General features: G+C 70.1%; 25 protein-coding genes. 14 read left to right on the top strand and 11 right to left on the bottom strand.

All coding sequences use genetic code 11. From position 1 onward, the window contains the following. The first annotated feature begins 194 nt into the window (after positions 1–194). From C9E82_RS00405 to C9E82_RS00375, 6 genes are all read left to right on the top strand, one after another. Entirely contained in the window at positions 195–1448 is a 1254-nt protein-coding gene (locus C9E82_RS00405) for a sarcosine oxidase subunit beta family protein (protein WP_119898796.1), read from the top strand. A gap of 91 nt (positions 1449–1539) precedes the next feature. Continuing rightward, positions 1540–1770, top strand: coding sequence for a hypothetical protein (locus C9E82_RS00400; protein WP_119898765.1), 231 nt, complete (start codon positions 1540–1542; stop codon positions 1768–1770). Positions 1771–2055: 285 nt separating this feature from the next. After that, positions 2056–2406, top strand: coding sequence for a sarcosine oxidase subunit delta (locus C9E82_RS00390; protein ID WP_122449159.1), 351 nt, complete (start codon positions 2056–2058; stop codon positions 2404–2406). Further along, positions 2403–5336: a sarcosine oxidase subunit alpha family protein gene (locus tag C9E82_RS00385; RefSeq protein ID WP_119898342.1), complete on the top strand. Its 2934-nt coding sequence runs from the start codon at positions 2403–2405 to the stop codon at positions 5334–5336. Before C9E82_RS00390 ends, C9E82_RS00385 begins: the two co-directional genes overlap by 4 nt. Further along, entirely contained in the window at positions 5329–5847 is a 519-nt protein-coding gene (locus C9E82_RS00380; RefSeq protein WP_119898341.1) for a sarcosine oxidase subunit gamma, read from the top strand. The genes C9E82_RS00385 and C9E82_RS00380 overlap by 8 nt, the downstream gene beginning before the upstream one ends. A 176-nt stretch (positions 5848–6023) precedes the next feature. Then, a complete protein-coding gene (locus C9E82_RS00375) occupies positions 6024–6623 on the top strand; it encodes a superoxide dismutase (RefSeq protein ID WP_119898340.1) in 600 nt (199 codons plus the stop codon). 105 nt (positions 6624–6728) lie between these two features. Here the strand turns inward: C9E82_RS00375 and C9E82_RS00370 are convergent, their stop codons facing one another. Continuing rightward, positions 6729–7652 (bottom strand): calcium-binding protein, encoded by a 924-nt coding sequence (locus tag C9E82_RS00370; RefSeq protein ID WP_183154023.1) that lies wholly within the window; start codon positions 7650–7652, stop codon positions 6729–6731. A 131-nt stretch (positions 7653–7783) separates the two neighbouring features. On the opposite strand from C9E82_RS00370, the gene C9E82_RS00365 reads away from it, so the two are divergent. The 3 genes from C9E82_RS00365 to der are packed head-to-tail and all read left to right on the top strand — an operon-like array spanning position 7784 to position 11311. Continuing rightward, complete coding sequence (locus C9E82_RS00365; protein ID WP_119898338.1) at positions 7784–8467, top strand: tetratricopeptide repeat protein; 684 nt, start codon at positions 7784–7786, stop codon at positions 8465–8467. Between the two features lie 37 nt (positions 8468–8504). Then, positions 8505–9830, top strand: a complete 1326-nt coding sequence (locus C9E82_RS00360; protein WP_119898337.1) for an outer membrane protein assembly factor BamB family protein — start codon at positions 8505–8507, stop codon at positions 9828–9830. Next, the gene (gene der / locus C9E82_RS00355) at positions 9827–11311 is read left to right on the top strand and encodes a ribosome biogenesis GTPase Der (protein WP_119898336.1); all 1485 of its coding nucleotides are present in this window, start codon (positions 9827–9829) and stop codon (positions 11309–11311) included. The genes C9E82_RS00360 and der overlap by 4 nt, the downstream gene beginning before the upstream one ends. 6 nt (positions 11312–11317) lie before the next feature. Here the strand turns inward: der and C9E82_RS00350 are convergent, their stop codons facing one another. The 4 genes from C9E82_RS00350 to C9E82_RS00335 form a co-directional block, all read right to left on the bottom strand. Further along, entirely contained in the window at positions 11318–12052 is a 735-nt protein-coding gene (locus C9E82_RS00350) for a hypothetical protein (protein ID WP_119898335.1), read from the bottom strand. A 92-nt stretch (positions 12053–12144) separates the two neighbouring features. Continuing rightward, positions 12145–13437, bottom strand: coding sequence for a serine--tRNA ligase (gene serS / locus C9E82_RS00345; RefSeq protein ID WP_119898334.1), 1293 nt, complete (start codon positions 13435–13437; stop codon positions 12145–12147). 100 nt (positions 13438–13537) lie between these two features. After that, positions 13538–13879, bottom strand: a complete 342-nt coding sequence (locus C9E82_RS00340; protein ID WP_119898333.1) for an ArsR/SmtB family transcription factor — start codon at positions 13877–13879, stop codon at positions 13538–13540. Beyond that, entirely contained in the window at positions 13876–14295 is a 420-nt protein-coding gene (locus tag C9E82_RS00335; RefSeq protein WP_119898332.1) for a thioredoxin domain-containing protein, read from the bottom strand. The genes C9E82_RS00340 and C9E82_RS00335 overlap by 4 nt, the downstream gene beginning before the upstream one ends. A 164-nt stretch (positions 14296–14459) precedes the next feature. Between C9E82_RS00335 and meaB the strand changes: the two genes are divergently transcribed. The 4 genes from meaB to C9E82_RS00315 all read left to right on the top strand — a co-directional run bounded on the left by meaB (position 14460) and on the right by C9E82_RS00315 (position 17652). After that, on the top strand, positions 14460–15461 hold the full coding sequence (gene meaB, locus C9E82_RS00330; RefSeq protein ID WP_119898331.1) for a methylmalonyl Co-A mutase-associated GTPase MeaB: 1002 nt from the start codon (positions 14460–14462) through the stop codon (positions 15459–15461). Positions 15462–15511: 50 nt separating this feature from the next. Beyond that, on the top strand, positions 15512–16633 hold the full coding sequence (locus C9E82_RS00325; RefSeq protein WP_221035965.1) for a bifunctional transcriptional activator/DNA repair enzyme AdaA: 1122 nt from the start codon (positions 15512–15514) through the stop codon (positions 16631–16633). Between the two features lie 105 nt (positions 16634–16738). Continuing rightward, on the top strand, positions 16739–17032 hold the full coding sequence (rpmB, locus tag C9E82_RS00320) for a 50S ribosomal protein L28 (protein ID WP_119898330.1): 294 nt from the start codon (positions 16739–16741) through the stop codon (positions 17030–17032). Positions 17033–17199: 167 nt separating this feature from the next. Continuing rightward, positions 17200–17652: a copper chaperone PCu(A)C gene (locus tag C9E82_RS00315; RefSeq protein ID WP_119898329.1), complete on the top strand. Its 453-nt coding sequence runs from the start codon at positions 17200–17202 to the stop codon at positions 17650–17652. A gap of 3 nt (positions 17653–17655) precedes the next feature. On the opposite strand, the gene C9E82_RS00310 is transcribed toward C9E82_RS00315, so the two are convergent. Continuing rightward, a complete protein-coding gene (locus C9E82_RS00310; protein ID WP_240643549.1) occupies positions 17656–18360 on the bottom strand; it encodes a GDSL-type esterase/lipase family protein in 705 nt (234 codons plus the stop codon). Positions 18361–18496: 136 nt separating this feature from the next. Between C9E82_RS00310 and C9E82_RS00305 the strand changes: the two genes are divergently transcribed. Then, positions 18497–19072 carry a L,D-transpeptidase gene (locus C9E82_RS00305; RefSeq protein ID WP_119898328.1) on the top strand — a complete coding sequence of 192 codons (576 nt, stop codon included), beginning with the start codon at positions 18497–18499 and terminating at the stop codon, positions 19070–19072. 123 nt (positions 19073–19195) lie between these two features. Here the strand turns inward: C9E82_RS00305 and C9E82_RS00300 are convergent, their stop codons facing one another. Genes C9E82_RS00300 through C9E82_RS00280 form a run of 5 tightly spaced genes read right to left on the bottom strand, consistent with a single transcriptional unit; the run spans position 19196 to position 24677 of the window. Further along, positions 19196–19996 (bottom strand): purine-nucleoside phosphorylase, encoded by an 801-nt coding sequence (locus tag C9E82_RS00300; RefSeq protein ID WP_119898327.1) that lies wholly within the window; start codon positions 19994–19996, stop codon positions 19196–19198. Continuing rightward, on the bottom strand, positions 19980–20945 hold the full coding sequence (locus C9E82_RS00295; protein WP_119898326.1) for an ABC transporter permease: 966 nt from the start codon (positions 20943–20945) through the stop codon (positions 19980–19982). Before C9E82_RS00295 ends, C9E82_RS00300 begins: the two co-directional genes overlap by 17 nt. Further along, positions 20945–22042: an ABC transporter permease gene (locus C9E82_RS00290; protein ID WP_119898325.1), complete on the bottom strand. Its 1098-nt coding sequence runs from the start codon at positions 22040–22042 to the stop codon at positions 20945–20947. Before C9E82_RS00290 ends, C9E82_RS00295 begins: the two co-directional genes overlap by 1 nt. Next, the gene (locus tag C9E82_RS00285; protein ID WP_119898324.1) at positions 22042–23688 is read right to left on the bottom strand and encodes an ABC transporter ATP-binding protein; all 1647 of its coding nucleotides are present in this window, start codon (positions 23686–23688) and stop codon (positions 22042–22044) included. The genes C9E82_RS00290 and C9E82_RS00285 overlap by 1 nt, the downstream gene beginning before the upstream one ends. Continuing rightward, entirely contained in the window at positions 23688–24677 is a 990-nt protein-coding gene (locus C9E82_RS00280; protein ID WP_119898323.1) for a BMP family lipoprotein, read from the bottom strand. Before C9E82_RS00280 ends, C9E82_RS00285 begins: the two co-directional genes overlap by 1 nt. Positions 24678–24730 lie beyond the last annotated feature (53 nt).

Here is a 24730-nt window from a genome sequence, read left to right as displayed (position 1 = left end):
AGCTTGGCCCAGTCCTAGTCGGGAATCGCGCGAACCGAAAGCGCAACCATGCCGCAGGGGCGGGCCCGCGAAACCGGCGCCGCCCCGCCGCCCCGGTCGGATTCTGCCGCGATCCGCCGCAAGAAGTCTTGAGCCGGAACGGCCATCGCTTCATGTTGGGCTGAAGCCAGTCAGGGACCGATATGCCGAACCCCATGCCTTCCCGCCGCTATTCCGTCTTCGCCATCGCCCGAGAGGCCCTGCGCCAGCATTCCGGCTGGACCCGCGCCTGGACCAGCCCCCAGCCCCGCGACCGCTATCAGGTGGTGATCGTCGGCGCGGGCGGGCACGGGCTGGCCACGGCCTATTACCTGGGCCGCAATTTCGGCATCACCGATGTCGCGGTGATCGAGAAGGGCTGGCTGGGCGGCGGCAATACCGGGCGCAACACGACGATCATCCGGTCGAACTATCTGCAGGACCCCTCGGCGGCGATCTATGACAAGTCGCTGCAGCTCTATGAAACCCTGTCGCAGGACCTGAACTACAACGTGATGTTCAGCCCGCGCGGGCTGATCATGCTGGCCCAGACCGAGCACGAGGTCAGGGGCTACAAGCGCACGGCCTATGCCAACCACCTGCAGGGCGTGGCCACCGAATGGATCGAGCCCGCCCGGCTGAAGGAGCTGGTGCCGATCATCAACCTGGACGGGCCGCGCTATCCGGTCCTCGGCGGGCTTTATCAGCCGCGCGGCGGCACGGCGCGGCATGACGCGGTGGCCTGGGGCTATGCGCGGGCCTGTTCCGACATGGGGATGCACATCATCCAGAATTGCGAGGTCACGGGGATCGAGACCGAAGGCGGCCAGGTCCGCGCCGTCGATACCAGCAAGGGCCGCATCGGCTGCGGGAAGCTGGCGCTGGTCGTCGCCGGCCATTCCAGCCAGTTGGCCGAAATGGCTGGCTTCCGCCTGCCGATCGAAAGCGTCGCCCTGCAGGCGCTGGTCTCGGAACCGATCAAGCCCTGCATGGACGTGGTGGTGATGGCCAACACCGTCCACGGCTACCTGTCGCAATCCGACAAGGGCGAGATGGTGATCGGCGGCGGCACCGACGGGTTCAACAACTTCACCCAGCGCGGCAGCTGGCACCATGTCGAGGAAACCGTCCGCGCGCTGGTGGAGACATTCCCGATGATCTCGCGGCTGAAGATGCTGCGGCAATGGGGCGGCATCGTGGACATGACCGGCGACCGCTCTCCCATCCTGTCGGCGACGCCGGTGGGTAACATCTTCGTCAATTGCGGTTGGGGAACCGGGGGCTTCAAGGCGATCCCCGGTTCCGGCTGGGCCATGGCGGAGCTGGTGGCGCAGGGCAGGCCGGGCCCGCTGGCCGCGGATTTCGGGCTGAACCGCTTCCGCGAGGGGCGCTTCATCGACGAATCCGTCGCCGCCGGCGTGGCGCATTAGGCATGGTTCCGCCGATGGCATTTCGCATTGGAACCCTGGTTGGCCGGATACCATTCGGTTTCTGTCTAACTGCAGACCGAAAGGGACGAATATGGACAACAACCGACTCTATATCATCATCGGCGCGGTCGTCGTGGTCGTGGCCCTGCTGTTCTTCTTCATCGGAGGTGGAGACGACGCGGCAACCGATGCAACCGTCGATGCGCCGGCTGCTGTCGAGGCCCCTGCCGATCCTGCCGCCGACCCGCTGGCCGATCCTGCTGCCGACCCGATGGCCGATCCGGCAGCGCCGGCCGACGATACCATGGCTCCGGTCGAGTGACGCCATTCGCGCCGGGCTTTCTCCGGCGCCGCGAATAGCCAGCAGGTCCGGGGACGTGCCGTCCCTGGATCTGTCCCCCCGCCGCCCGATGGCCGGCGGGGCGCGCGGCATGCTGGCCGCGATGGGCCTGCCGGGCCTGCCGCCGAAGGCGGGCGCCGGCGGGCCGATCCGCTTCCCTGTCCAGACCATGCGCCAGTCCGGGCCCCCGCGGCCGGGCTGGCATCGGCCGTCCGGCCGGGCGCCCAGGACGGACGCCTTCCCTTTGTTTGCCGAGGACCTGCCCCGATGCTGACCCTGACCTGCCCCTATTGCGGCGTCAAAGCCGAGGAAACCGAACTCCAGCCGGGCGGCGAGGCGCATCTGAAGCGCGTGGGGCCCGGCGGCTCGGACCAGGCCTTCGAGGATTACCTTTTCGCGCGCCAGAACCCCAAGGGCGTGCATTTCGAACGCTGGCGCCACGCCTATGGCTGCGGCAAGTGGTTCCTTGCCGCCCGCGACACCGCGACGCTGCAGGTCTTCGGCACCTACAGGGCGCAGACCCCGCATCCGCCCGATGAGATCACCGCCGCGATCAAGGCCGCCCGCCCCGACTGGACCCCCGCCCCGAACGCCGCCGACTGGACGCAAGCAGAATGACCCATACCCGCCCCTTCCGGCTGCCGAAGGGCGGCCGCCTGATCGACCGCGCCTGGCAATTGCCCTTCCGCTTCGACGGCCGCCACCTGCGCGGGGTGACCGGCGACACGCTGGCCTCGGCGCTTCTGGCCAATGGCCAGATGATGATGGGCCGGTCCTTCAAGTATCACCGCCCGCGCGGCCCCCTCGCCTCGGGCGCCGAGGAACCCAATGCGCTGTTCGGGCTGGGCCAGGGCGGCCGGTTCGAGCCGAACCAGCGCGCCACGACCACGCCGCTGGTGCCGGGCATGGTGCTGCGCAGCCAGAACTGCTGGCCCTCGCTGGATGCCGACCTGATGTCGGTGAACAGCTGGCTGGCGCCCCTGCTGCCGGCGGGCTTCTATTACAAGACCTTCATCCATCCCCGTGCCGCCTGGAAACACCTGTTCGAGCCGCTGATCCGCCGCAGCGCCGGCCTGGGCCGCGCGCCGGCGGAACGCGACCCGGACCGCTATGAACAGGCCTATGCCCATGCCGACCTGGTCGTGGTGGGCGGCGGCATCGCCGGGCTGCAGGCCGCGCGCGCGGCGGCCGACAGGGGCGGCCGGGTGATCGTGCTGGAACAGAACCCGCATTGGGGCGGCCGCACCCCGGTCGATCACGGGCCCGAGGGCGAGGCCGCCATCGCCGCGCTGCTGGACGACCTGCGCGGGCGCGACAACGTCACCCTGCGCCGCAACACGATGGCGACCGGGCTTTACGATCACGGCTATCTGCTGGCCCGTGAATCGCTGGCCGATCACGATCCCAACCAGGGCATCCCGCGCCAGCGGCTGTGGCGGATCCGGGCGGGCCATGTGATCGCCGCCACCGGCGCGCTGGAACGCCCGCTGGCCTTCGCCTGCAACGACGTGCCGGGGGTCATGCTGGCCTCGGCCGTGCGGGATTTCATCGTCGATTACGGCGTGGCGCCCGGCCAGCGCCTCCTGGTCGTGACCAATAACGACGACGCCTATCGCACGGCGCTGGTCGCGCTGGATGCCGGGCTGGACCTGGCCGCCGTCATCGACGCCCGCCCCCATGCCACCGGCCCGCTGCCCGATGCGGTCCGCGAACGCGGCGTCGATGTGGTCACCGGCTCGGGCATCGCCAGGGTGCGCGGGTCGCGCCATGTCGAGGGCGTGGCGATCTGCCGCCAGTCGGGCGACGGCCATGTGACCGGCGGCTATGATTGCGATGTGGTCGCCATGTCGGGCGGCTGGTCCCCGGTCGTCCACCTGTTCAGCCATTGCGGCGGCAAGCTGACCTGGGACGAGGGCCAGGCGATGTTCCGCCCCGATCCCGACCGCCCGCCGCTGGGGGCGGACGGCCAGGCCATGGCCAGCGCCACCGGCGCCGCCAATGGCGATCTGCGCTGCGCGGGCGATCTGGAACGTGACGAAGGGCCCACCCTGCCGGTCTGGGTGATGCCGCAGAATGCCGGCGCCAAGGCGCGCGCGAAGATGTGGCTGGATTTCCAGAACGACGTGAAGGTCAGCGATGTCGAGCTGGCCGCGCGCGAGGGCTATGCCTCGGTGGAACATACCAAGCGATACACCACGTTGGGGATGGCCACCGACCAGGGCAAGGTCAGCAACATCAACGGCCTGGCGATCCTGTCCGGGGCGCTGAACCAGCCGATCCCGCAGACCGGCACCACCACCTTCCGGCCGCCCTATGCGCCGCTGACCCTTGCCACCATCGCCGCCGACGCGCGGGGCGAGGCCTTCCAGCCCCTGCGCAAGACCCCGATGCATGGCTGGCACGACCGCCACGGCGCCTCGTGGGAGCCCGTCGGCCACTGGCGCCGCCCCTATTGCTATCCCCGCGCCGGCGAGGATCGCCATGCGGCGGTCAACCGCGAGATCCTGGCCGTGCGGGGTTCGGTCGGCACGCTGGACGCCTCGACCCTGGGCAAGATCGTCGTGAAGGGGCCGGATGCGGGGCGGTTCCTCGACATGATCTATACCGGCATGATGTCCACCTTGCCGGTGGGCAAGTGCCGCTATGGCATCATGTGCAACGAGAACGGCTTCCTGATCGACGACGGCGTGGTCGTGCGCCTGTCCCAGGACACATGGCTCTGCCACACCACCACCGGCGGGGCCGAACGCATCCACGGCCATATGGAGGACTGGCTGCAATGCGAATGGTGGGACTGGAAGGTCTTCACCGCCAACCTGACCGAGCAATTCGCCCAGGTCGCCGTCGCCGGCCCCAAGGCCCACACGCTGCTGGAACGGCTTGGCGGCGACATCGACCTGTCGCCCGAGGCGCTGCCCTTCATGGGTTTCGCCGAAGGGCAGCTGGCCGGCATCCCCGCCCGCGTCTTCCGCATCAGCTTCTCGGGCGAACTCAGCTTCGAGGTCGCCGTGCCGGCGGGGCGCGGGCTGGAACTGTGGGAAAGGCTGCACGAGGCGGGCCGCGACCTGGGCGTGACCCCCTACGGGACCGAGGCCATGCATGTGATGCGCGCCGAAAAGGGCTTCATCATGATCGGCGACGAAACCGACGGCACGGCGATCCCGCAGGACCTGGGCCTGGGCTGGGCGATCTCGAGGAAGAAGCCCGACTATATCGGCAAGCGCGCCCATGCCCGCAGCCACATGACCGACGGCGCGCGCTGGCGGCTGGTGGGGCTGGAAAGCCTCGACGGCAGGGTGCTGCCGGACGGCGCCTATGCGGTCGACCAGGGCGTGAACGCCAACGGCCAGAAGAAGACCCAGGGGCGGGTGACCTCCAGCTATCATTCGCCGACGCTGGACAGGCCGATCGCGATGGGGCTGGTGCGGCACGGGCCGGAACGGATGGGGCAGGAGCTGGAATTCCCGCTGCCCTCGGGCGAGGTGATGAAGGCGCGGATCGTCGATCCGGTCTTCTACGACAAGGAAGGAGCGCGCGCCAATGGCTGAGACCCTGGCACAGGTTGCCCGCGTGGACGGGCTGGGCATGATCCAGATCCGCGCCGATCTGGACTGCGCGGGCGAGGCCATCGCCGAGGCCGCCGGGCTGGCGCTGCCCGATGTCGCACGCATCACCGGCGACGGCAGCCGCAGCCTCGGCTGGATGTCGCCGGACGAATTGCTGCTGGTCCTGCCCGCCGCGGACCTGCCCGAGGCCCTGGCCGCGCTGGAACAGGCCCTGGCCGGCGAACATGCGCTGCTGGCCGATGTCTCGGACATGCGGGCGGTCTTCGACGTGACCGGCCGCCATGCGGCGGACGTGATCGCCAAGCTCTCGCCCACCGACCTGGCCGCGCTGCCGCCCGACGGGCTGCGCCGCTCGCGCGCGGCGCAGGTGGCGGTGGGGTTCTGGCGCCTGGCCGACGGCTTCCGGGTGATCGGCTTCCGCTCGACCGCCGACTACCTGGCGCTGATCCTGAAGAACGCCGCCCTTCCCGGCAGCACCCTCGCGCCCCGCTGACGCGGCCCAGGCCCCGCCCGGCCGTTTCTTCGTTGCCCAAATACCCTCCGGCACCGCCGGCGGGTGCGCCCCCGGCCCTCTGCGCCCGGAACCTCACCCGCCCCCTTGCGTTGACCTCGCGAATGCGGGACTGTGCCCGCGACGCGAGGTTCACCCCTTCAAGAAAGGACAGGAAAATGGCTTTCACGCTTCCCGATCTTCCCTATGCCCACGATGCGCTCGAATCGCTCGGCATGTCGAAGGAGACGCTGGAATTCCACCACGACATCCACCACAAGGCCTATGTCGACAATGGCAACAAGCTGATCGCCGGGACCGAGTGGGAAGGCAAGTCGCTGGAAGACATCGTCCGCGGCACCTATCAGGCGGGCGCCGTGGCGCAGAACGGCATCTTCAACAATGCCAGCCAGCACTGGAACCACAACCTGTTCTGGGAAGTGATGGGTCCGGGCGAGAAATCCATTCCGGGCGAGCTTGAAAAGGCGCTGACCGAGGCCTTCGGTTCGGTCGACAAGTTCAAGGAGGAATTCGCCGCCGCCGGTGCCGGCCAGTTCGGCTCGGGCTGGGCCTGGCTGGTCAAGGATGGCGACGGCAGCCTGAAGGTCACCAAGACCGAGAACGGCGTGAACCCGCTGTGCTTCGGCCAGACCGCGCTGCTGGGCTGCGACGTGTGGGAACATTCCTACTACATCGACTTCCGCAACAAGCGCCCGGCCTATCTGGACAACTTCCTGAACAAGCTGGTGAACTGGGAAGCCGTCGCCGCGCGGCTCTGATCGCCAGCGATACCTGGACGCGAAGGGCCTGCCGGAGATCCCGGCAGGCCCTTTTTTCGTTGCCCGCAGGGCGTGCGCGACGCCGGGCAGCGTCAGGGGGCAGCGTCAGGCCGCGGCCGGCGGCTCGGTGGTCAGCGCGATCTCGACCGGATCGCCCTCCCCCGCGCCGACCAGGCGCAGCACCGCCACCCCGTCCGCCAGCACCAGCCGGTCGGCGCCGTCCTCGCTGACCTCCTGGGTGATCTCGGGCAGGGGCGCGCCCTCGGCCGGCTCGTCGATCAGCAGGGTCAGCATGTCCTCGTCGCGGTTGAAATCGGTGACGGTGCGGATGCCGTCGTCATGGCTGCCCCGGTGGTCGGCGATGAAATGGTCGGCCCCCGCGCCGCCCTCGCCGAAATCGCCCATGCCCAGCCACAGCTCGTCATCGCCCTCGCCGCCCAGCAGCGTGTCCGGCCCGTCATTCGCCGCCTGGCCCGCATTGGCGGCCGAGGCGCGGCCCTCGAACAGGCCCGACAGCGTGTCGTTGCCCGCGCCGCCGACCAGCAGGTCCGGCCCCAGCCCGCCGATCAGCAGGTCGTCGCCCGCCTCGCCGTAAAGCAGGTCGTTGTTGCCGCCGCCATCCAGCGTGTCATCGCCGCTGCCGCCATAGATATAGTCGGTGCCCAGCCCGCCATGCGCATAGTCGTCGCCCGCGCCCGCCCGGATCGTGTCGATGCCGACGCGCCCGAAGATCGTGTCGTTGCCCGCGCCGCCCAGGATATAGTCGCTGTCGCGAGACCCGGTGATGCTGTCGTCGCCGCCCAGCCCGGCCATCGCGGAAGGGGTGTTTTCCTCGGCCGTCAGCACGTCGTCGCCATCGGTGCCGATCACCGCCGCGTCGAAATCCGCCGGGTCGAAATCGTCCAGCCCGTCGAAGGGAGAGCCGCCGGCCGGGCTGTCGTCATCGTCCTGCAGGGCAAAACCCAGCGCCACCGCCAGCCCGAAGATCAGCCACCAAGACATCAAGTGCAGGTCATATTCGGTCCACATCATCCCCGCTCCGTTTCTTTGGGCATTTTCGCGCCGATTTGTGATCATTGTCCGGGCCGGCCATGGCATTGGCAATCCCCCGCGTCACAGTATAAGACAGCCTGCAACGGATAAAGAGCGGAAGGCAGTCCATGTCGGACCCGAATTACGGCTTCATCGACGAGGTGACCGACGAATTGCGGCGCGAGCGGCTGTTCGGCCTGTTCCGCCGCTATGGCTGGATCGCGGTGGTGGCGGTCCTGGGCGTGGTCGGCGGCACGATCTGGGTCGAGGTCTCGGCCCATAACAAGGCCAAGGCGGCGCAGGCCTGGGGCGACGCGATCCTGGCGGCCGAGGCGGGCGGCGACCCGGCCGCGATCACCGCGGTCGATCCGCAGGGCTCGGCGGGGCGGGCGACCATCGCGGCGCTGCTGGCGGCCGGGCAATGGACCGAGACCGGGACCCCGGAGGCCGCGGCCGAGGCGCTGCGCGGCGTCATCGCCCAGGAATCCGGCGATCCGGTGCTGACCGACCTGGCGCGGTTGAAGCTGGTGATGATCTCGGGCCCCGCGATGGATGCGTCGGAACGGGACGCGATGCTGACCCAGCTGTCGCGCCCCGGCGCGCCCTTCGAATTGCTGGCGCTGGAGCAGAAGGCCGTGGCGCTGATCGAGGCCGGGCGCAACGACGACGCGGTGTCGCTGATCCGCCAGATCCAGCAGAAGGACGGGCTGAGCGAGACCTTGCGCCGGCGCCTGTCCGAGATGATGATCACGCTGGGGGCCGAACCCGAACCGTCGGACGGCGCCCCGGCCGAGACCATGCCCGCCGAGTGACGGCAGGCCAAGCCCAAGAGACGAGGGAGAGGCGAGGATGAACGCCACGCTGCGACTGACATTGGCCCTGGCGACGGGGCTTGCCGTATCGGCCTGTGGCAACCGCGATGTCCCGCTGCCCGGCGAGAGGCTGGATCCGCTGGCCGTGACCTCGCCCGACGGTCCCGCGGTCGAGGGCGTTCCCGGCGTCAGCTCGACCGTGCTGTCGCTGCCGGCGCCGCAGGCGAACGGCGAATGGACCCATCGCGCCGGCAATGCCGCACATGCGCCGGGCCATGTCGCGCTGGGGGCGGGCACCAGCCGCATCTGGTCCAGCCCGGTGGGGCAGGGCGACGGCAAGCGCCACCGCATCACCGCCGATCCCATCGTCGCGGGCGGCCGCGTCTTCACCATGGACAGCCGCGCCCGCGTGACCGCCACCGCGCTTTCCGGCGGCACGGCATGGTCCGCCGACCTGACCCCGGTGGGCGAGCCGCAGGACAGCGCCTCGGGCGGCGGGCTGGCCTATGAGGGCGGGCGGCTCTATGCCACCACCGGCTTTGGCGAGCTTGTCGCCATCGACGCGGCCTCGGGCGGGGTGCTGTGGCGCCAGCGCGTCGATGCCGCGATCGGCGGCGGCCCGGCGGTGCAGAACGGCACCGTCTATGTCGTCGCGCGCAACAATGTCGGCTGGGCGGTGCGCGCCGCCGACGGCCGGGTGCTGTGGCAGATCGCCGGCAATCCGGCGCCCGCGGGGGTGATGGGCGTCTCGACCCCCGCCGTCTCGGGCGGCACGGTGGTCTTTCCCTTCTCGTCGGGCCAGCTTCTGGCCGTCGATGCGGAAACCGGCACCACGAAATTCAGCGCCCAGGTCGCCGGCAGCCGCGTGGGCCGCGCCATCGCCACGATCCGCGACGTGACCGGCGATCCGGTGATCGCGGGCAACGTGCTTTACGGCGGCACCTCCTCGGGGCGGATCGACGCCTTCGACATGGCCACGGGAACGCGCAACTGGTCCGCGCGAGAGGGCGCGGGCAGCCCGGTCGTCGTCGCCGGCGGATCGGTCTTCGCGGTCAACGACCAGGCGGAACTGGTGCGGCTGGACGCCGCGACCGGCGGCGTGATCTGGCGCGTGCCCATGCCGCATTTCACGACCGACCGGGTCCGCCGCCAGGACCAGGTCCATGTCCATTACGGCCCGGTCCTTGCCGGCGGGCGGCTGTTCGTCGCGTCAAGCGACGGGGTGCTGCGGGTCTTCGATCCGGGCTCGGGCACGCTGGTCGGGCAGGGCCAGATCCCCGGCGGCGCCGCGACCGCGCCCGTGGTGGCCGGCCAGACGCTCTATGTCACCGGCCGCGACGGCCAGCTGCACGCCTTCCGATGAGCTTCACCCTCGCCATTGTCGGCCGCCCGAATGTCGGCAAGTCGACGCTGTTCAACCGCCTGGTGGGCAAGCGGCTGGCGCTGGTCGACGACCAGCCCGGCGTGACCCGCGACCTGCGCGAGGGCGCCGGCCGCCTGGGCGACCTCCGTTTCGTGGTGATCGACAGCGCCGGCCTGGAAATGGCCGATGACGACAGCCTGCAGGGCCGGATGCGCCGGCTGACCGAACGCGCCGTGGACGAGGCCGATATCTGCCTGTTCGTGATCGACGCGCGCGTGGGCGTGACCGCCGCCGACGAATATTTCGCCGACATCCTGCGCAAGCGCGCCCGCCACGTCATCCTTGCCGCCAACAAGGCCGAGGGCCGCGCGGGCGAGGCCGGCGCGACCGAGGCCTGGGCCCTGGGCCTGGGCGAGCCCCTGCGGATCAGCGCCGAACATGGCGAGGGGATGGACGATCTCTATCGCGCGCTGCTGCCCCTGGCCGACCAGGTCGAGGCCGAGCGCCCGGAGCCGGTCGCGGCGGAAACCGACGTGGACCTGTCCGAAGAGGATGCCGAGACGGGCGAGGGCGCCGAGGACTGGCGCCCCTCGGCCGCGCGGCCCCTGCAGCTGGCGGTGATCGGGCGCCCGAATGCCGGCAAGTCCACGCTGATCAACAAGATCATCGGCGAGGACCGGCTGCTGACCGGTCCCGAGGCCGGGATCACCCGCGATTCGATCAGCGTCGCGACCGAATTCATGGGCACGCCCATGCGCATCTTCGACACGGCCGGGATGCGCAAGCGCGCCAAGGTCACCGACAAGGTGGAAAAGCTTTCCGTCGCCGACGGGCTGCGCGCCGTGCGCTTTGCCGAGGTGGTGGTGGTGCTTCTGGACGTCGCCATCCCCTTCGAGCAGCAGGACCTGCGCATCGCTGATTTCGCCGAGACCGAGGGCCGGGCGGTGGTCGTCGCCGCCAACAAGTGGGACCTGGAAGAGGACAAGCCGCAGAAGCTGAACGAGTTGCGCGCCAGCTTCGAGAAGCTGCTGCCGCAGCTGAAGGGCGCGCCCCTGGTCACGGTCTCGGCGCGGACCGGCAAGGGGCTGGACCGGCTGCACGCGGCGATCCTGAAGGCGCATGAGGTCTGGAACCGCCGCATCTCGACCGCCAAGCTGAACCGCTGGCTGGAGGCGATGACCGAAAGCCACCCGCCCCCCGCGCCGGGCGGCCGGCGGATCCGGCTGCGCTACATGACCCAGGTGAAGACCCGGCCGCCGGCCTTCATCGTCAAGGCGACCCATACCGACAAGCTGCCCGACAGCTATCAGCGCTATCTGGTCAACGGGCTGCGCGCCGATTTCGACATGCCCGGCACGCCGATCCGGCTGTTCTTCCGCGATCAGGGCGCCGACAATCCCTACAAGGCGAAGGCGGCCAAGATCAGCCAGTCGGGCGCGCTGTCCAAGCACAAGAACCGTCCGAAGCCCAAGGGCGGCTGAGCCGGCTCAGCTGGCCGCGCGGATCAGCACCGAGGTCAGCGCGGCGATGCCCAGGATGGCCGCCAGCGCCAGCACGGGATTGCTGCCCATGCTGGTCGCCGCGACCCCGCAAAAGGCCCAGATCAGCGCCACGGAATAGCTGATGGAACGGCCGATCCGGACCTGCGCGACCATGCCGATCAGCGCGCTCGGCAGGATCGCCAGCGCCGCCGTCTCGGGCACCGGCAGGCCCAGCTGCGCGGCGATCAGACCGGCGGCGACCGCCATGGCGATGCCGGTGGACCAGCCCGCCAGGAAGCCGATGGCGGGGCGGCGCGTCCCCTTCGCGCGCAGCGCCGCCAGGATCGCTGCCAGCATCATCGCCACGGCAAGCGCCGTCCCCAGCGGCTGGAAGGCCTCGATGATCCAGGGCCAGGCCGCGCCGGCCAGCAGCGCCAGCAGCAGCGGCGGCAGGGTCCGCTCGCGCATGTCCTCCTTCGTCGGCTCCAGCGCGCCGCCGACCGCATCGAGGATTAGCAGCCCCCACAGCACGGCCAGCAGCAGCCACATGACCGGGTTCTGCGGCTGCAGATAGATCCGCGCCAGGTCGATCGGGCTGGTCGCAAGGGTCTGCTGCACCGGCAGTTCCAGCGGCAGCCCCAGCGAGATCTCGGGCGCGGGCGGGACGGGCGCCGGGCGGAAGAACAGGGCCTTGATCATGCCGCTGGTCACGAAACCCGCGGCGGCCAGCAACAGCGCCATGTCCTGTGCCCGTATCATGCAGGCGGAACGCCCCACCGGGGGCGGGGGTTTCGCGATTCAGCGGCGCAATCGCGAAACCGTCATGAGAAAGGTCAGGCCAGCACGCCATCCGCCCCCAGCCGGGTCGCGCCGCCCAGCCAGGGATGCAGCGCGGCCGGCAACAGCACCGAGCCGTCCGCCTGCTGGCCGTTTTCCAGCACCGCGATCAGCGCCCGCCCCACGGCCAGCCCCGAGCCGTTCAGCGTATGGACGAATTCCGGCTTGCCGCCGCCTTCGGGGCGATAGCGGGCATTCATCCGCCGCGCCTGGAAATCGCCGCAATAGCTGACGCTGGAGATCTCGCGATACTTGTCCTGGCCGGGCAGCCAGACCTCCAGGTCATGGGTGATCCGGGCCCCGAAGCCCATGTCGCCGGTGCACAGCACCACGGTGCGATAGGGCAGCTCCAGCGCCTCCAGCACCGCCTCGGCGCAGCGGGTCATGCGGGCGTGCTCCGCCTCGCCGCCGGCCGCATCGGTGATCGAGACCATCTCGACCTTCTCGAACTGGTGCTGGCGCAGCATCCCCGCCGTGTCGCGCCCGGCGCTGCCCGCCTCGGAGCGGAAGCACTGGCTGTGGGCGACCATCCGGCGGGGCAGGCTGGAATGGTCCAGCAGCTCGCCATGGACGGTATTGGTCAGCGTCACCTCCGAGGTCGGGATCAGCCAATAGCCGTCCTTCGTCTCATAGCTGTCCTCGCCGAATTTCGGCAGCTGGCCGGTGCCATACATCATCTCGGGCAGCACCAGCACCGGGGCCCAGGTCTCGGTCAGCCCGTGGCTGCCGACATGCAGGTCCAGCATGAACTGCGCCAGGGCCCGGTGGATGCGCGCCACGCCGCCCCGCAGCAGGGTGAAGCGGCTGCCCGACAGCTTGGCGGCGGTCTCGAAATCCATGCCGGGCTTCACGCCGGCGATCTCGAAATGCTCGACCGGGGCGAAATCGAAATCGCGCGGATTGCCCCAGCGGCGGATCTCGACATTGTCACCCTCGTCGCGGCCCTCGGGCACGCGGTCCAGGGGGGCGTTCGGGATCTCCATCAGGCGGTCGCGCAGCTGGGCGTCCAGCGCGGCGGCCTCGGCCTGCATCCGCGCGACATCGGCCTTCTTCTCGGCCACCAGCGCGCGCAGCCGCTCGAACCCGGCCTCGTCGCCGCGCGCCTTGGCGGCGCCGACCTCCTTGCTGGCGCGGTTCTGCTCGGCCTGGGCGGTCTCGGCCTCGGCGATCTTGCCGCGCCGCGCCGCGTCCAGCGCCAGCAGCCCGGACGACAGCGGCGCCAGCCCCCGCCGCGTCAGCGCGGCATCGAAACCTTCGGGGTTCTCGCGGATGGCACGAATGTCATGCATGGCTGTCACCGTTGCTGTTTGGTCCGGCGCCTGCCTAACCCATGACGCAGCCCGAAAAAAGCCCGGCCCTTCTCTGTTGCGAAAATACCCATGCGCGGCCTCAGCCGGCGCAGAACAGCCGATACATCAGCCCCACCACCTCGGCCGCGCGCGGATCGGCGATGGAATAGAGCCGCGCCTTCCCTTGGCGGCGGCAGCTGACCAGCCCCTCGGCGCGCAGCCGCGCCAGTTGCTGGCTGACCGCGGCCTGACGCTGGCCCAGCAGGTTCTCCAGCTCGGTCACGGTCTTTTCGCCGGCCGACAGGTGGCACAGGATCATCATCCGCCCCTCATGGGCCAGCGCCTTCATGAAACCGGCGGCCTCGGTCGCGCGGGCCAGCATGTCCTCGGCCGGGATCGCCTCGCAGGCCTCGGGTTCGGACTTCGCGGAAAGCTCGGTCATCGCCCCACCTCCCGTCCGGCCCGTCCCAGTATGGCCGCCAGCTGCGGATGGAAGCGCGCGGCGCCGGGATAGCCCTGTATCCGGCCGATCTCGATCCCCTGCTGCAGCAGCACGAAGGTCGGCGTCGCGAAGGGGCGCGAGGCCAGCGCCAGCCCGTCGGGCCAGGGGCCGTCGATATCGACGCGCAGCAGCGGCGCGCTGCGGCCCTCGGCCGAGGCGGCATAGCCCGGCGCGATCTCGCGGTCCCAGGCGGCGCAGAAGGCGCAGCCCCGCTTCTGGACCATCAGCAGCCGCAGCGGCGCCTGCCGCCAGTCGATCGCCGCGGGCGCGGCCCCGGCAAGGCGCGCCGGGCCAAGGGCCGCCGCCAGCGCGACCAGCGACAGCAGCGCCCGGCGGTGGAGGAAGCGGTGCTGCATGGGTGGCATTCCTTGTTTCGCGTCACGTTCAATCTAGTCCCGGCGATCCCCTGCGACAAGCTGGCACCGGGCCGGCCGCGCCCGGTTTTGCCGAAAAGGACGCGGCGTGCTTGGCTTTGCGGCCGCGGCATCCTATCCACGGTCAGGCCGTGAATGGGGGCAAGATGGACGAATTGCTGCAGCCGCTGATCGACGGGGACCGCCGCGCGCTGTCGCGGGCGATCACGCTGGTCGAATCCACCCGCCCCGACCACCGCGCCCGCGCCGTCGCGCTGATCGCCGCATTGCCCGACCGGCAGGCGCTGCGCATCGGCCTGTCGGGCACGCCCGGCGTCGGCAAGTCGACCTTCATCGAGGCCTTCGGCACCATGCTGACCGGGCAGGGGTTGCGGGTCGCGGTGCTGGCGGTCGATCCGTCCTCGGCGCGGTCGGGCGGCTCGATCCTGGGCGACAAGACCCGGATGGAGATGCTGTCCAGGAACCCGATGGCCTTCATCCGCCCCACGCCCTCCAGCGCCCAGCTGGGCGGCGTCGCCCGCCGCACGCGCGAGACGATCCGGCTGTGCGAGGCGGCGGGCTATGACGTGGTGCTGATCGAGACCGTGGGCGTCGGCCAGTCCGAGACCCTGGTGGCCGAGATGTGCGACCTGTTCACGCTGCTGCTGGCGCCGGCGGGGGGCGACGAATTGCAGGGCGTCAAGCGCGGCATCATGGAGATGGCCGACCTGATCCTGGTCAACAAGGCCGATGGCGACCTTCTGGCCACCGCGCGGCGCACCGTGGCCGACTATGCCGGGGCGCTGCGGCTGCTCCGCAAGCGGCCGCAGGACCCCGAGGGCTTTCCGAAGGCGCTGCCGGTCTCGGCCGCGACGGGCGAGGGGCTGGACAAGGCCTGGGCCGAGATGCAGGCGCTGATCGAATGGCGCCGCGCGCATGGCCATTTCGACGCCACCCGCGCCGCCCAGGCCCGCCACTGGTTCGAGGCGGAACTGCGCGCGGGTCTTCTGGCGCGGCTGGACCAGCCCCGCGCGCGGGCCGAGATCCAGCGGCTGGGCGAGGCGGTGGCCGCGGGCGCCCTGGCGCCCGGCGCCGCGGCCTCGGAACTGCTGGACTGGCTGGGGCACGCGGAAGAGGCCTGCACGGGGACCGGGGCAGAGGTGGAATAGACGCCCGATTTTGCGGCCCCTGACCGCCGCGAATCGGGTAACAGGACGGGATGAGGAAGGACGCCGCCATGCTGGAGCTGCCCGATCCCCGCACGCTCTATGCCGCGCTGACCGCGCGCGACCCCCGCTATGAGGGGCGCGCCTTCGTCGGCGTCACCACCACCGGCATCTTCTGCCGCCTGACCTGCCCGGCGCGCAAGCCGCGCCCCGAGAACTGCCGCTGGTTCGCCCGGCCGCAGGATGCCCAGGCGGCCGGGTTCCGGCCCTGCCTGCGCTGCCATCCGACCGGCCTTCAGGCCGATGCGGTGGTCGCAAGGCTGGCTGCCCGGCTGAGGGCCGAGCCCGAGCGGCGCTGGTCCGAGGCCGAGCTGCAGGCGCTGGGGCATGACCCCTCGACCATCCGGCGCGCCTTCAAGCGCCATTTCGGGCAGAGCTTCCTGCAGATGGCCCGCGCGGAACGTCTGCGCAACGGCATGAGGACATTGACGAAAGGAGCGCAGATGATCGAGGCGCAGCTGGATGCGGGATTCGATTCGGCCTCGGGCTTCCGGGCGGCCTTCGCGCGGCTGTTCGGCCATCCGCCGCATGAATGGCGCGGCGCGGCGGACCTGCGGGCGGACTGGATCGACACGCCGCTTGGCGGGATGATCGCCATCGCCGACGACCGGGCACTGCACCTGCTGGAATTCATCGACCGCAAGGCGCTGCCGCAGGGGCTGCGGCGGCTGTCGGGCTTCGTCGGCGGCCGGATCGGCCTGGGCCGCAGCCCGGTCCACGATCTGGCCGAGGCCGAGCTGCGGGACTTCTTCACGGGCCGCAAGCCGGTGTTTTCCGTGCCGATCCAGCTGCATGGCACCGATTTCCAGCAGCAGGTCTGGCAGGCGCTGCGGCAGATCCCGGCGGGGCAGACGCGCAGCTATGCCGGGCTGGCCGCCAGCATCGGGCGGCCCTCGGCGACCCGCGCGGTGGCCCGCGCCAATGCCACCAACCGCATCGCGCTGGTGGTGCCCTGCCACCGGGTGATCGGCGCCGACGGGACGCTGACCGGCTATGCCGGCGGGCTGTGGCGGAAGGAGCGACTGATCGCGGCCGAACGCGCCTATGCGGGCGATGACGGGCCGACGGGGCTTGACGGTCCATCAGGGCTTGACGGGCGCGGGCTGGCGCTGTAACCACCCGCGAACGGAATTCCGGGCGCTGCCTCGCGGCGCCCTTTCACATTGGGTCGGACCCACCCGCCGGGGCCGCCCGCCCAGCTGAGACGAAGGATAGATACCATGTCGCGCGTCTGCGAACTGACCGGCAAAGGCCCGATGACCGGGAACAATGTCAGCCACGCCAACAACAAGACCCGCCGCCGGTTCCTGCCGAACCTGAACGAGGTCACGCTGCTGTCGGAAACCCTGGGCCGCGGCTATTCGCTGCGGATCTCGGCCGCGGCGCTGCGCTCGGTCGACCATCGCGGCGGCCTGGACGCCTTCCTGGCCAAGGCCAAGGACAGCGAGCTGTCGGATCGCGCGCTGAAGATCAAGCGCGAGATCGGCAAGAAGGGCGCCGAAGCCTCGGCCTGAGCCGGTTGCCGGTTCCGCGATGATCGCCCCGCCCTTCCGGCGGGGTTTTCGCGTTTGGGCCGTCGCGCGCCCGTGACCTGCGGCGCTGTCCCGGCCGCTAGCATCCGCCGGCAGATCCTCTAGGTTGAGGTCGTTGCGATACTGCACCTTCGACGCGAGGATGACGCATGAGACCGACCGCCTGCGCCGCCATCATGGCATTGCTTCCCCTTGCCGCCATCGGCGGCGAGACGCTGGTCCTGTCCGACGGCCATGTCCGCAGCGGCAATCCGCGATCCGCCGCCGCCTATCTGGCGATCGAGAATCGCGGCGCCGGGGACTGCCATCTGCGGGCGGTGGAATCGGAGCTGGCCGCGCGGGTCGAGCTGCACCGGACGCTGGATGAGGGCGGGGTGATGAAGATGGTGCCGCTGGCCGAGGGGATCACCATTCCCGCCGGAGAGACCCGTCACCTGCGCCAGGGCGGCGATCACGTCATGATGATGGGGCTGCACGCGCCGGTCGCGGAGGGCCAGCTGGTGCCGCTGTCGCTGGATTTCGGCGATTGCGGCACCGTCGCGCTGCAGCTGCCGGTGACGCCGCATGTGACCCCGCGCCGCCAGGGGGCGGCGCATCACTGAGGCTCAGCCGGAAAGGCGGCGGACGGGCGGCCGCGCCGGGCCCGGGTCCAGCATCGCCAGCAGTGCCAGCACCCTGGGCGTCAGGGCCTCGGCGATCAGCTCGACCCCCTGGGCCGAGGGATGGACGCCGTCCGCCAGCAGGTAAGGCGCCCGCTCGCCGACGGGGATCGCGGCCAGCGGGGCATAGAGATCCGCCAGCAGCAGGCAGCCATGCCGCGCCGCCAGCCGCGGCCACAGCGCCGCCCATTCCGCCCGCTGCGGATGATCCTCGGGGGTGCGGATGCCGACCAGCAGCACCGGCCGCCCGCCCTGGCCGGCCCGCGCCAGGATGGCGTCGAAATTCGCCTCGGCCCGCGCGGCGGGGATGCCCGACAGCAGGTCGTTGCCGCCCAGCTGCACGATCACCGCGTCGACGCCCCGGCGCAGCGACCAGCCGATGCGGACCCGCCCGCCATAGCTGGTATCGCCCGACAGCCCGCCATCCAGCAGGATCGCGGGGCGGCCCTGCTGCGCAAGCCGCCGGGACAGGACCGGCACCAGACCCTTGCCCCGGGGCAGGCCATAGCCCGCGGTCAGGCTGTCGCCGAAGGCGAGGATGCGGGGCGGGCTGGGGTCCGCGCCGGCGCCCGTGGCAAGCATCGCCAGGGCGCCGCCCAGCAGCAGGCGGCGTGTCGGGGCGGTGCGGGGAAGGGGATTTCGCGGGCGCATCGGCCTCAGATGTAGCGATCATGTCGCAAGTTCAAGGCAAAGGCGCGGCACTGGCGGCGACGTGAGTTGCGGACGGGGGGGCTTGTTGTGTATCTGTTTGGGCAATGCACCGGAATTCAAACAGGAAAGCCCTGACATGAACCGCCGTCAACTGATGTCGCTGGCCCTGCCGCTGATCGCCGCGTCCGCGCTGGCCCCCTCGTCGGCAATGGCCCAGGCGACGCCCGCGCCCGCCGCCGCCCGCGATCCCTATGCGCCGACCGAGGTCGCCATCCGCGAGGATTTCGAGGTCGGCAGCATCGTCGTGGTCAGCAAGGACTTCTTCCTCTATCACGTCATCGCGCCGGGCCGGGCGATCCGCTATGGCGTCGCCGTGGGCACCGCAGAGCTGGTCTGGAAGGGCCGCGCCGTGGTCGGCCGCAAGGTCGAATGGCCCAGCTGGCGCCCCACGAACGAGATGATCCAGCGCAACCCCGCCGCCTATGCGCGCTATGCCGACGGGATGCCGGGCGGGCCGAACAACCCCCTGGGGGCGCGGGCGCTGTATCTCTACAACGACAAGGGCCAGGACACGGCGATCCGCATCCACGGCACGACCGAGCCGAACTCGATCGGCCGGGCGGTCAGCAATGGCTGCCTGCGGATGCGCAACGAGGCGGTGATGAGCCTTTACGACAAGGTGCCGCTGGGAACGCCGGTCTATGTCTACTGACCGGGGCTGAGGCCGGAAAGACGCGGGCCGCGGGTTTATCCCCGCGGCCCCTTGCGTTCGGGGCGGGGGCAGGTGCCTCCGGCGGGGATATTTGGGCCAAGATGAAAGCGGCCGGGCGAGGGGTCAGGCGGCGCGCAGCAGGCGGCGCAGGATGCGTTCCAGCTTCGCCGCGCCGAGCGGGGCCATGGCCTTGGTGTGGTCGTGGCTGATCGCTTCGTCGCTCATCCCCGCGCCCATGTTGGTGATGACCGAGATCGCCGCGCAGCGGATGCCGAGGAAGCGGGCCAGGATGATCTCCGGCACGGTGGACATGCCGACCGCGTCGGCGCCGAGGATGCGCGCGGCGCGGATCTCGGCCGGGGTCTCGAAGCTGGGGCCCGAGAACCAGCAATAGACGCCCTCGGGCAGCTCGATCCCCTCGGCCTGGGCGGCGGCGAGGATGGCGGCGCGCAGGTCGGCGTCATGGGCATCGGTCATCGGCACGAAGCGGGCGTCGGTCTGTTCGCCGATCAGCGGGTTGGTGCCGGCGAAGGCGATGTGGTCGTTCAGCAGCATCAGCCCGCCCGGCGGGATGTCGGCGCGCAGCGATCCCGCCGCATTGGTTAGGATCAGCCGGTCGCAGCCAAGCGCGGCCAGGGTTTCGAGCGGCAGGCGCATGGCGTCGGCGCGGCCCGATTCGTAGTAATGCGACCGGCCGCCGAGGACCGCGACCCGGCGGCCCTCCAGCTGGCCGATGACCAGCTGCGGGACATGGCCCGAGACGCCCGCATGGGGAAAGCCCGGCAGGTCGGAATAGGGGATCGCCGTGCCCTGGACCGTTTCCGACAGATGGCCGAGGCCCGAGCCGAGGATCAGGCCGTATTCCGGCGCCGCCTGCCCCGCGCGGTCGCGGATCAGCCGGGCCAGTTCAACGCTCTTTGACATAGGGTTCTCCGCCCGCGCGCGGCGGGATGGCGCGGCCGACGAAGCCCGCCAGGATGATGACGGTCAGGATATAGGGCAGCGCGTTCATGAACATCGAGGGGATGGTGACGATCCCCAGGTCGAGATTGGGATAGCGGTTGGCGATTGCTTCCAGCAGGCCGAAGAGGAAGGTCGCGCCAAGCGCGCTCCACGGCCGCCATTTGGCGAAGATCAGCGCGGCCAGGGCGATGAAGCCGCGTCCGGCGGTCATCTCCTTGACGAAGCCCGCCGAGAGGCCGGTGGCCAGGTAGGCGCCCGCCAGCCCGCACAGAAGCCCGCAGATGGCGATGGCGGCATAGCGCAGCCGGGTGACCGAGACGCCCGCGGTGTCGACCGAGGCCGGGTTTTCGCCCACCGCGCGCAGGCGCAGCCCGAAGCGGGTGCGGAACAGCACCCACCAGGTCAGCGGCACCATCAGGAAGGCCACATAGACCAGGATCGTGTGGCCCGAGATCAGCTCGGCATAGATCGGCCCGATCACCGGCACGTCGCGCAGGGCGGCGGCGAAGGGCAGCTGGATCTCGGGGAAGCGGCCGGCGCCGGTCAGCGAGGGGGTGCGGCCGCCAAGCCCGAAGATCTTCTGGCCCAGCAGCACCGTCAGCCCCGAGGCGAGGAAGTTGATGGCGACGCCGGAAATCAGCTGGTTGCCGCGAAAGGTGATCGACGAGAGCCCGTGGACCAGCGACAGCGCCATCGAGCCCGCCACCCCGGCGATCAGCCCCAGCCAGGCGCTGCCGGTCGCATAGGCCACCGAGGCGGCGGTGAAGGCCGCCATCAGCATCTTGCCCTCGAGCCCGATGTCGAAGACGCCCGAGCGTTCCGAATAGAGCCCGGCGAGGCAGGCCAGCAGCAGGGGCGTCATCAGCCGCACCGCGCTGTCGAGGATCTGGATGACCGTGGCGAAATCCATCACGCGCGCCCCCGCTTGCGCATGGCCAGGAAGATCCGTTCAAGCGGCATCCGCACCATGTTGTCCAGGGCCCCGGTGAACAGGATCACCAGCGCCTGGATGACCACGATCAGCTCGCGCGGGATCGAGGTCCAGAGCGCCAGCTCGCCCCCGCCCTGGTAGAGGAAGCCGAACAGCAGCGCCGCCAGGAAGACGCCGAAGGGGTGGTTGCGGCCCATCAGCGCCACGGCGATGCCGATGAAGCCCGCGCCCTCGACCGCGTTCAGCACCAGCCGTTCGGATTCGCCCATGACGTTGTTGATGGCCATCAGCCCGGCCAGCCCGCCCGAGACCAGCATGGCGATGACGATGATGCGCACCGGGTTGATCCCGGCATAGAGCGCGCCGGGCTCGGACCGGCCGAGGGCGCGGATCTCGTATCCCAGGCGGGTGCGCCAGATCAGCAGCCAGACCAGCAGGCAGGCGGCGATGGCCACGAAGAAGGTGACGTTCACGGGCGTGTTGCGGCCCCAGTCCAGCCCGATGCCGGCCGCCATCTCGGACAGTTTCGGCAGATGGGTGGCCGGCGGGAAGCGGGCCGAGGCCGGGTCCATGCTGCCCACCGGGCGCAGCAGGTTGACCAGCACGTAGTTCAGGGCCGCGGCGGCGATGAAGTTGAACATGATCGTGGTGATGACGATATGGCTGCCGCGCTTCGCCTGCAGCCAGGCCGGGATCAGCGCCCATGCCGCGCCGAACAGCGCCGCGCCGACCATCGCGGCGGGCAGCGCCAGCGCCCAGTGCGGCAGCGGCAGGTAGAGCAGGACCAGCGCGACGCCCAGGCCGCCCATCGCCGCCTGGCCCTCGCCGCCGATATTGAACAGGCTGGCGTGATAGGCGACCATCACCGCCAGCCCGGTGAAGATGAAATTGGTGGTGTAATAGAGCGTGAAGCCCCAGCCATAGCTGGATCCCAGCGCGCCATCGACCATGGTGGTCAGCGCCTCCCACGGCGATTCCCCGATGGCCAGGATCACCAGCGCCGAGATCGCCATCGCGAGGATCAGCGAGATCAGCGGCGTCAGGATGACATCGGCCCATTTCGGCATCTTGTCCATCAGGCGCTTTCCCCCGGCAGTTCCTCGACATGCTTGTGCGCGGGCGGGATCGCGTCCTCGGGTGCGGTGGTGGCCGGGTCCACCCCGGCCATCAGGCAGCCCAGATCGCCGGTCGTCGCCTGGTGGGGCAGCCGTTCGCCCATGATGCGGCCGTCGAACATGACCAGGATCCGGTCGGCCAGCGACATGATCTCGTCCAGCTCGACCGAGACCAGCAGCACCGCCTTGCCGGCGTCGCGCAGCTCCACGATGCGCTTGTGGATGAACTCGATGGCGCCGATATCGACGCCGCGCGTCGGCTGGCCGATCAGCAGCAGGTCCGGGTTGCGCTCGATTTCCCGCGCCACGACGATCTTCTGCTGGTTCCCGCCCGAGAAATTCCGCGCCGCCAGGGCGGCATCGCGGGGGCGGACGTCGAAACGCTCCATCTTGCCCTCGGCATCGTCGCGGATGGCGGCATTGTCCATCAGCCAGCCGCGATTGTATTCGGGCGCGTGGTGATAGCCGAAGGCGACGTTTTCCCAGGCGGTGAAATCCATGATCAGCCCCTCGACCTGCCGGTCCTCGGGGATGTGGCCGATGCCCTGGCGGCGGCGCTCGGCGGCGTTGCAGCCGCCGCCCGACAGCGGCAGATCGCGGCCGTTCAGGCGGATGGCGCCGCTGAGCGTGCTGCCCTTCTCGGGATAGCCGCCGAGGATTTCCAGAAGCTGCGTCTGGCCGTTGCCGCTGACGCCGGCGATGCCCAGGATCTCTCCGGCGCGGATGTCGAAGCCGATGCCGCGCAGGCGTTCGACGCCCTCGTCATCGACCATCTTCAGCTCGCGCACCTCCAGCACTGGCGCGCCGGGCCGGGCCGGCGCCTTGGCGACATTCAGCAGGACCTTGCGCCCGACCATCAGCTCGGCCAGCTGCTCGGCGCTGGTCTCGGCGGTCCTGACCGAGGCGACCATCTCGCCGCGCCGCATGACCGAGACGTTGTCGGTGATCTCCATGATCTCGCGCAGCTTGTGGGTGATCAGGATGATCGTCTTGCCCTCGGCCTTCAGCCCGCGCAGGATGCGGAACAGGTGGTCGGCTTCGGCCGGGGTCAGCACGCCGGTCGGCTCGTCCAGGATCAGGATGTCGGCCTGCCGGTACAGCGCCTTGAGGATCTCGACCCGCTGCTGGTGGCCGACCGACAGTTCCTCGATCGTCTCGTCGGGATCGACGTTCAGCCCGTATTCCGCGGCCAGCTGCTTCAGCACCCCGCGCGCCTTGGCCAGCGAGGGGCGCAGAAGCCGCCCGTCCTCGACCCCCAGGATGACGTTTTCCAGAACGGTGAAGTTCTGCACCAGCTTGAAATGCTGGAAGACCATGCCGATGCCCGCGCGGATCGCCGACTGGCTGTCGGCGATGGTCAGCGGCTGGCCGTTCACCAGGATCTCGCCCGCATCGGGCTTGTAGAAGCCGTAGAGGATCGACATCAGCGTCGACTTGCCCGCGCCGTTCTCGCCGATGATGCCGTGGATGCTGCCTTTGGGCACGCGCAGGTCGATGTCCTTGTTCGCCTGGACCGGCCCGAAGGCCTTCGAGATGCCGCGCAGCTCGATGGCGGCGGGGGCGGCCGTTTCCGGTCGCCCCTCTGCCGTGTCGCCTCCGGCCGTCATTACTGGACCGGGCAGGTGTTGTCGGTCATGTAGTCGTGAACCGCGATCTCGCCCGAGGTGATCGCGGCGGTGGCCTCGTCGATGGCGGCCTGCATCTCGGGGGTGACCAGCTCCTGGTTGTGCTCGTCGATGGCGACGGCCACGCCGTCGGCGGCCAGGTCCATGACGGTGACGCCCGGCGCCAGGTCGGTGCCCGCGGTGAAGGCGTCGAAGACCGCGTTGTCCACCCGCTTGACCATCGAGGTCAGCACCTGGCCCGGATGCAGGTGGTTCTGGTTGCTGTCCACGCCGATCGACAGGATGCCCTCGTCGGCGGCCGTCTGCAGCACGCCGATGCCGGTGCCGCCCGCCGCCGCATAGATCACGTCGGCGCCCTGCGATTTCTGCGCGCGGGCCAGTTCGCCGCCCTTGACCGGGTCGTTCCAGGCCGCGGGCGTCGTGCCGGTATAGTTGATCAGCACCCGGCCTTCCGGCTTGACCGCCTTGAAGCCCTGCGCGAAGCCGCATTCGAACTTGTGGATCAGCGGGATGTCCATGCCGCCGATGAAGCCCACCGTGTCGGTCTGCGTGGCATGGGCCGCCATCACGCCGGCCAGATAGCTGCCCTGTTCCTCGGTGAAGACCACCGATTGCACGTTGGGCTGGTCCACGACCATGTCGATGATCGAGAATTTCGTGTCGGGATAGTCGGGGGCCACCTTGTTCAGCACGTCGCCGAAGGCGAAGCCGGTCATCACGATGGGATTGGCGCCGGTTTCCGCCAGCCTGCGCAGGGCCTGTTCGCGCTGCGCCTCGGACTGCATCTCCAGCTCCTTGTAGCTGCCGCCGGTCTCCTCGACCCAACGCTGCGCGCCGGTGAAGGCGGCCTCGTTGAAGGATTTGTCGAACTTGCCGCCAAGGTCGAAGATCAGCGCCGGTTCGGCCGAAGCGGCCCCGGCCGCAAGCGCCGCCAGCGCCGAGCCCGCCAGAAGCGATTTCATGAAGGTCATTGCGGAACCCCATCCTGTTTGATGCGGGCGATTCAGACGCCCTTGTAATGGGT

The organism is Paracoccus sigandri (assembly GCF_003709565.1).
Lineage (GTDB): Bacteria > Pseudomonadota > Alphaproteobacteria > Rhodobacterales > Rhodobacteraceae > Paracoccus > Paracoccus siganidrum.
This window is presented reverse-complemented; position numbering and strand designations above follow the sequence as displayed.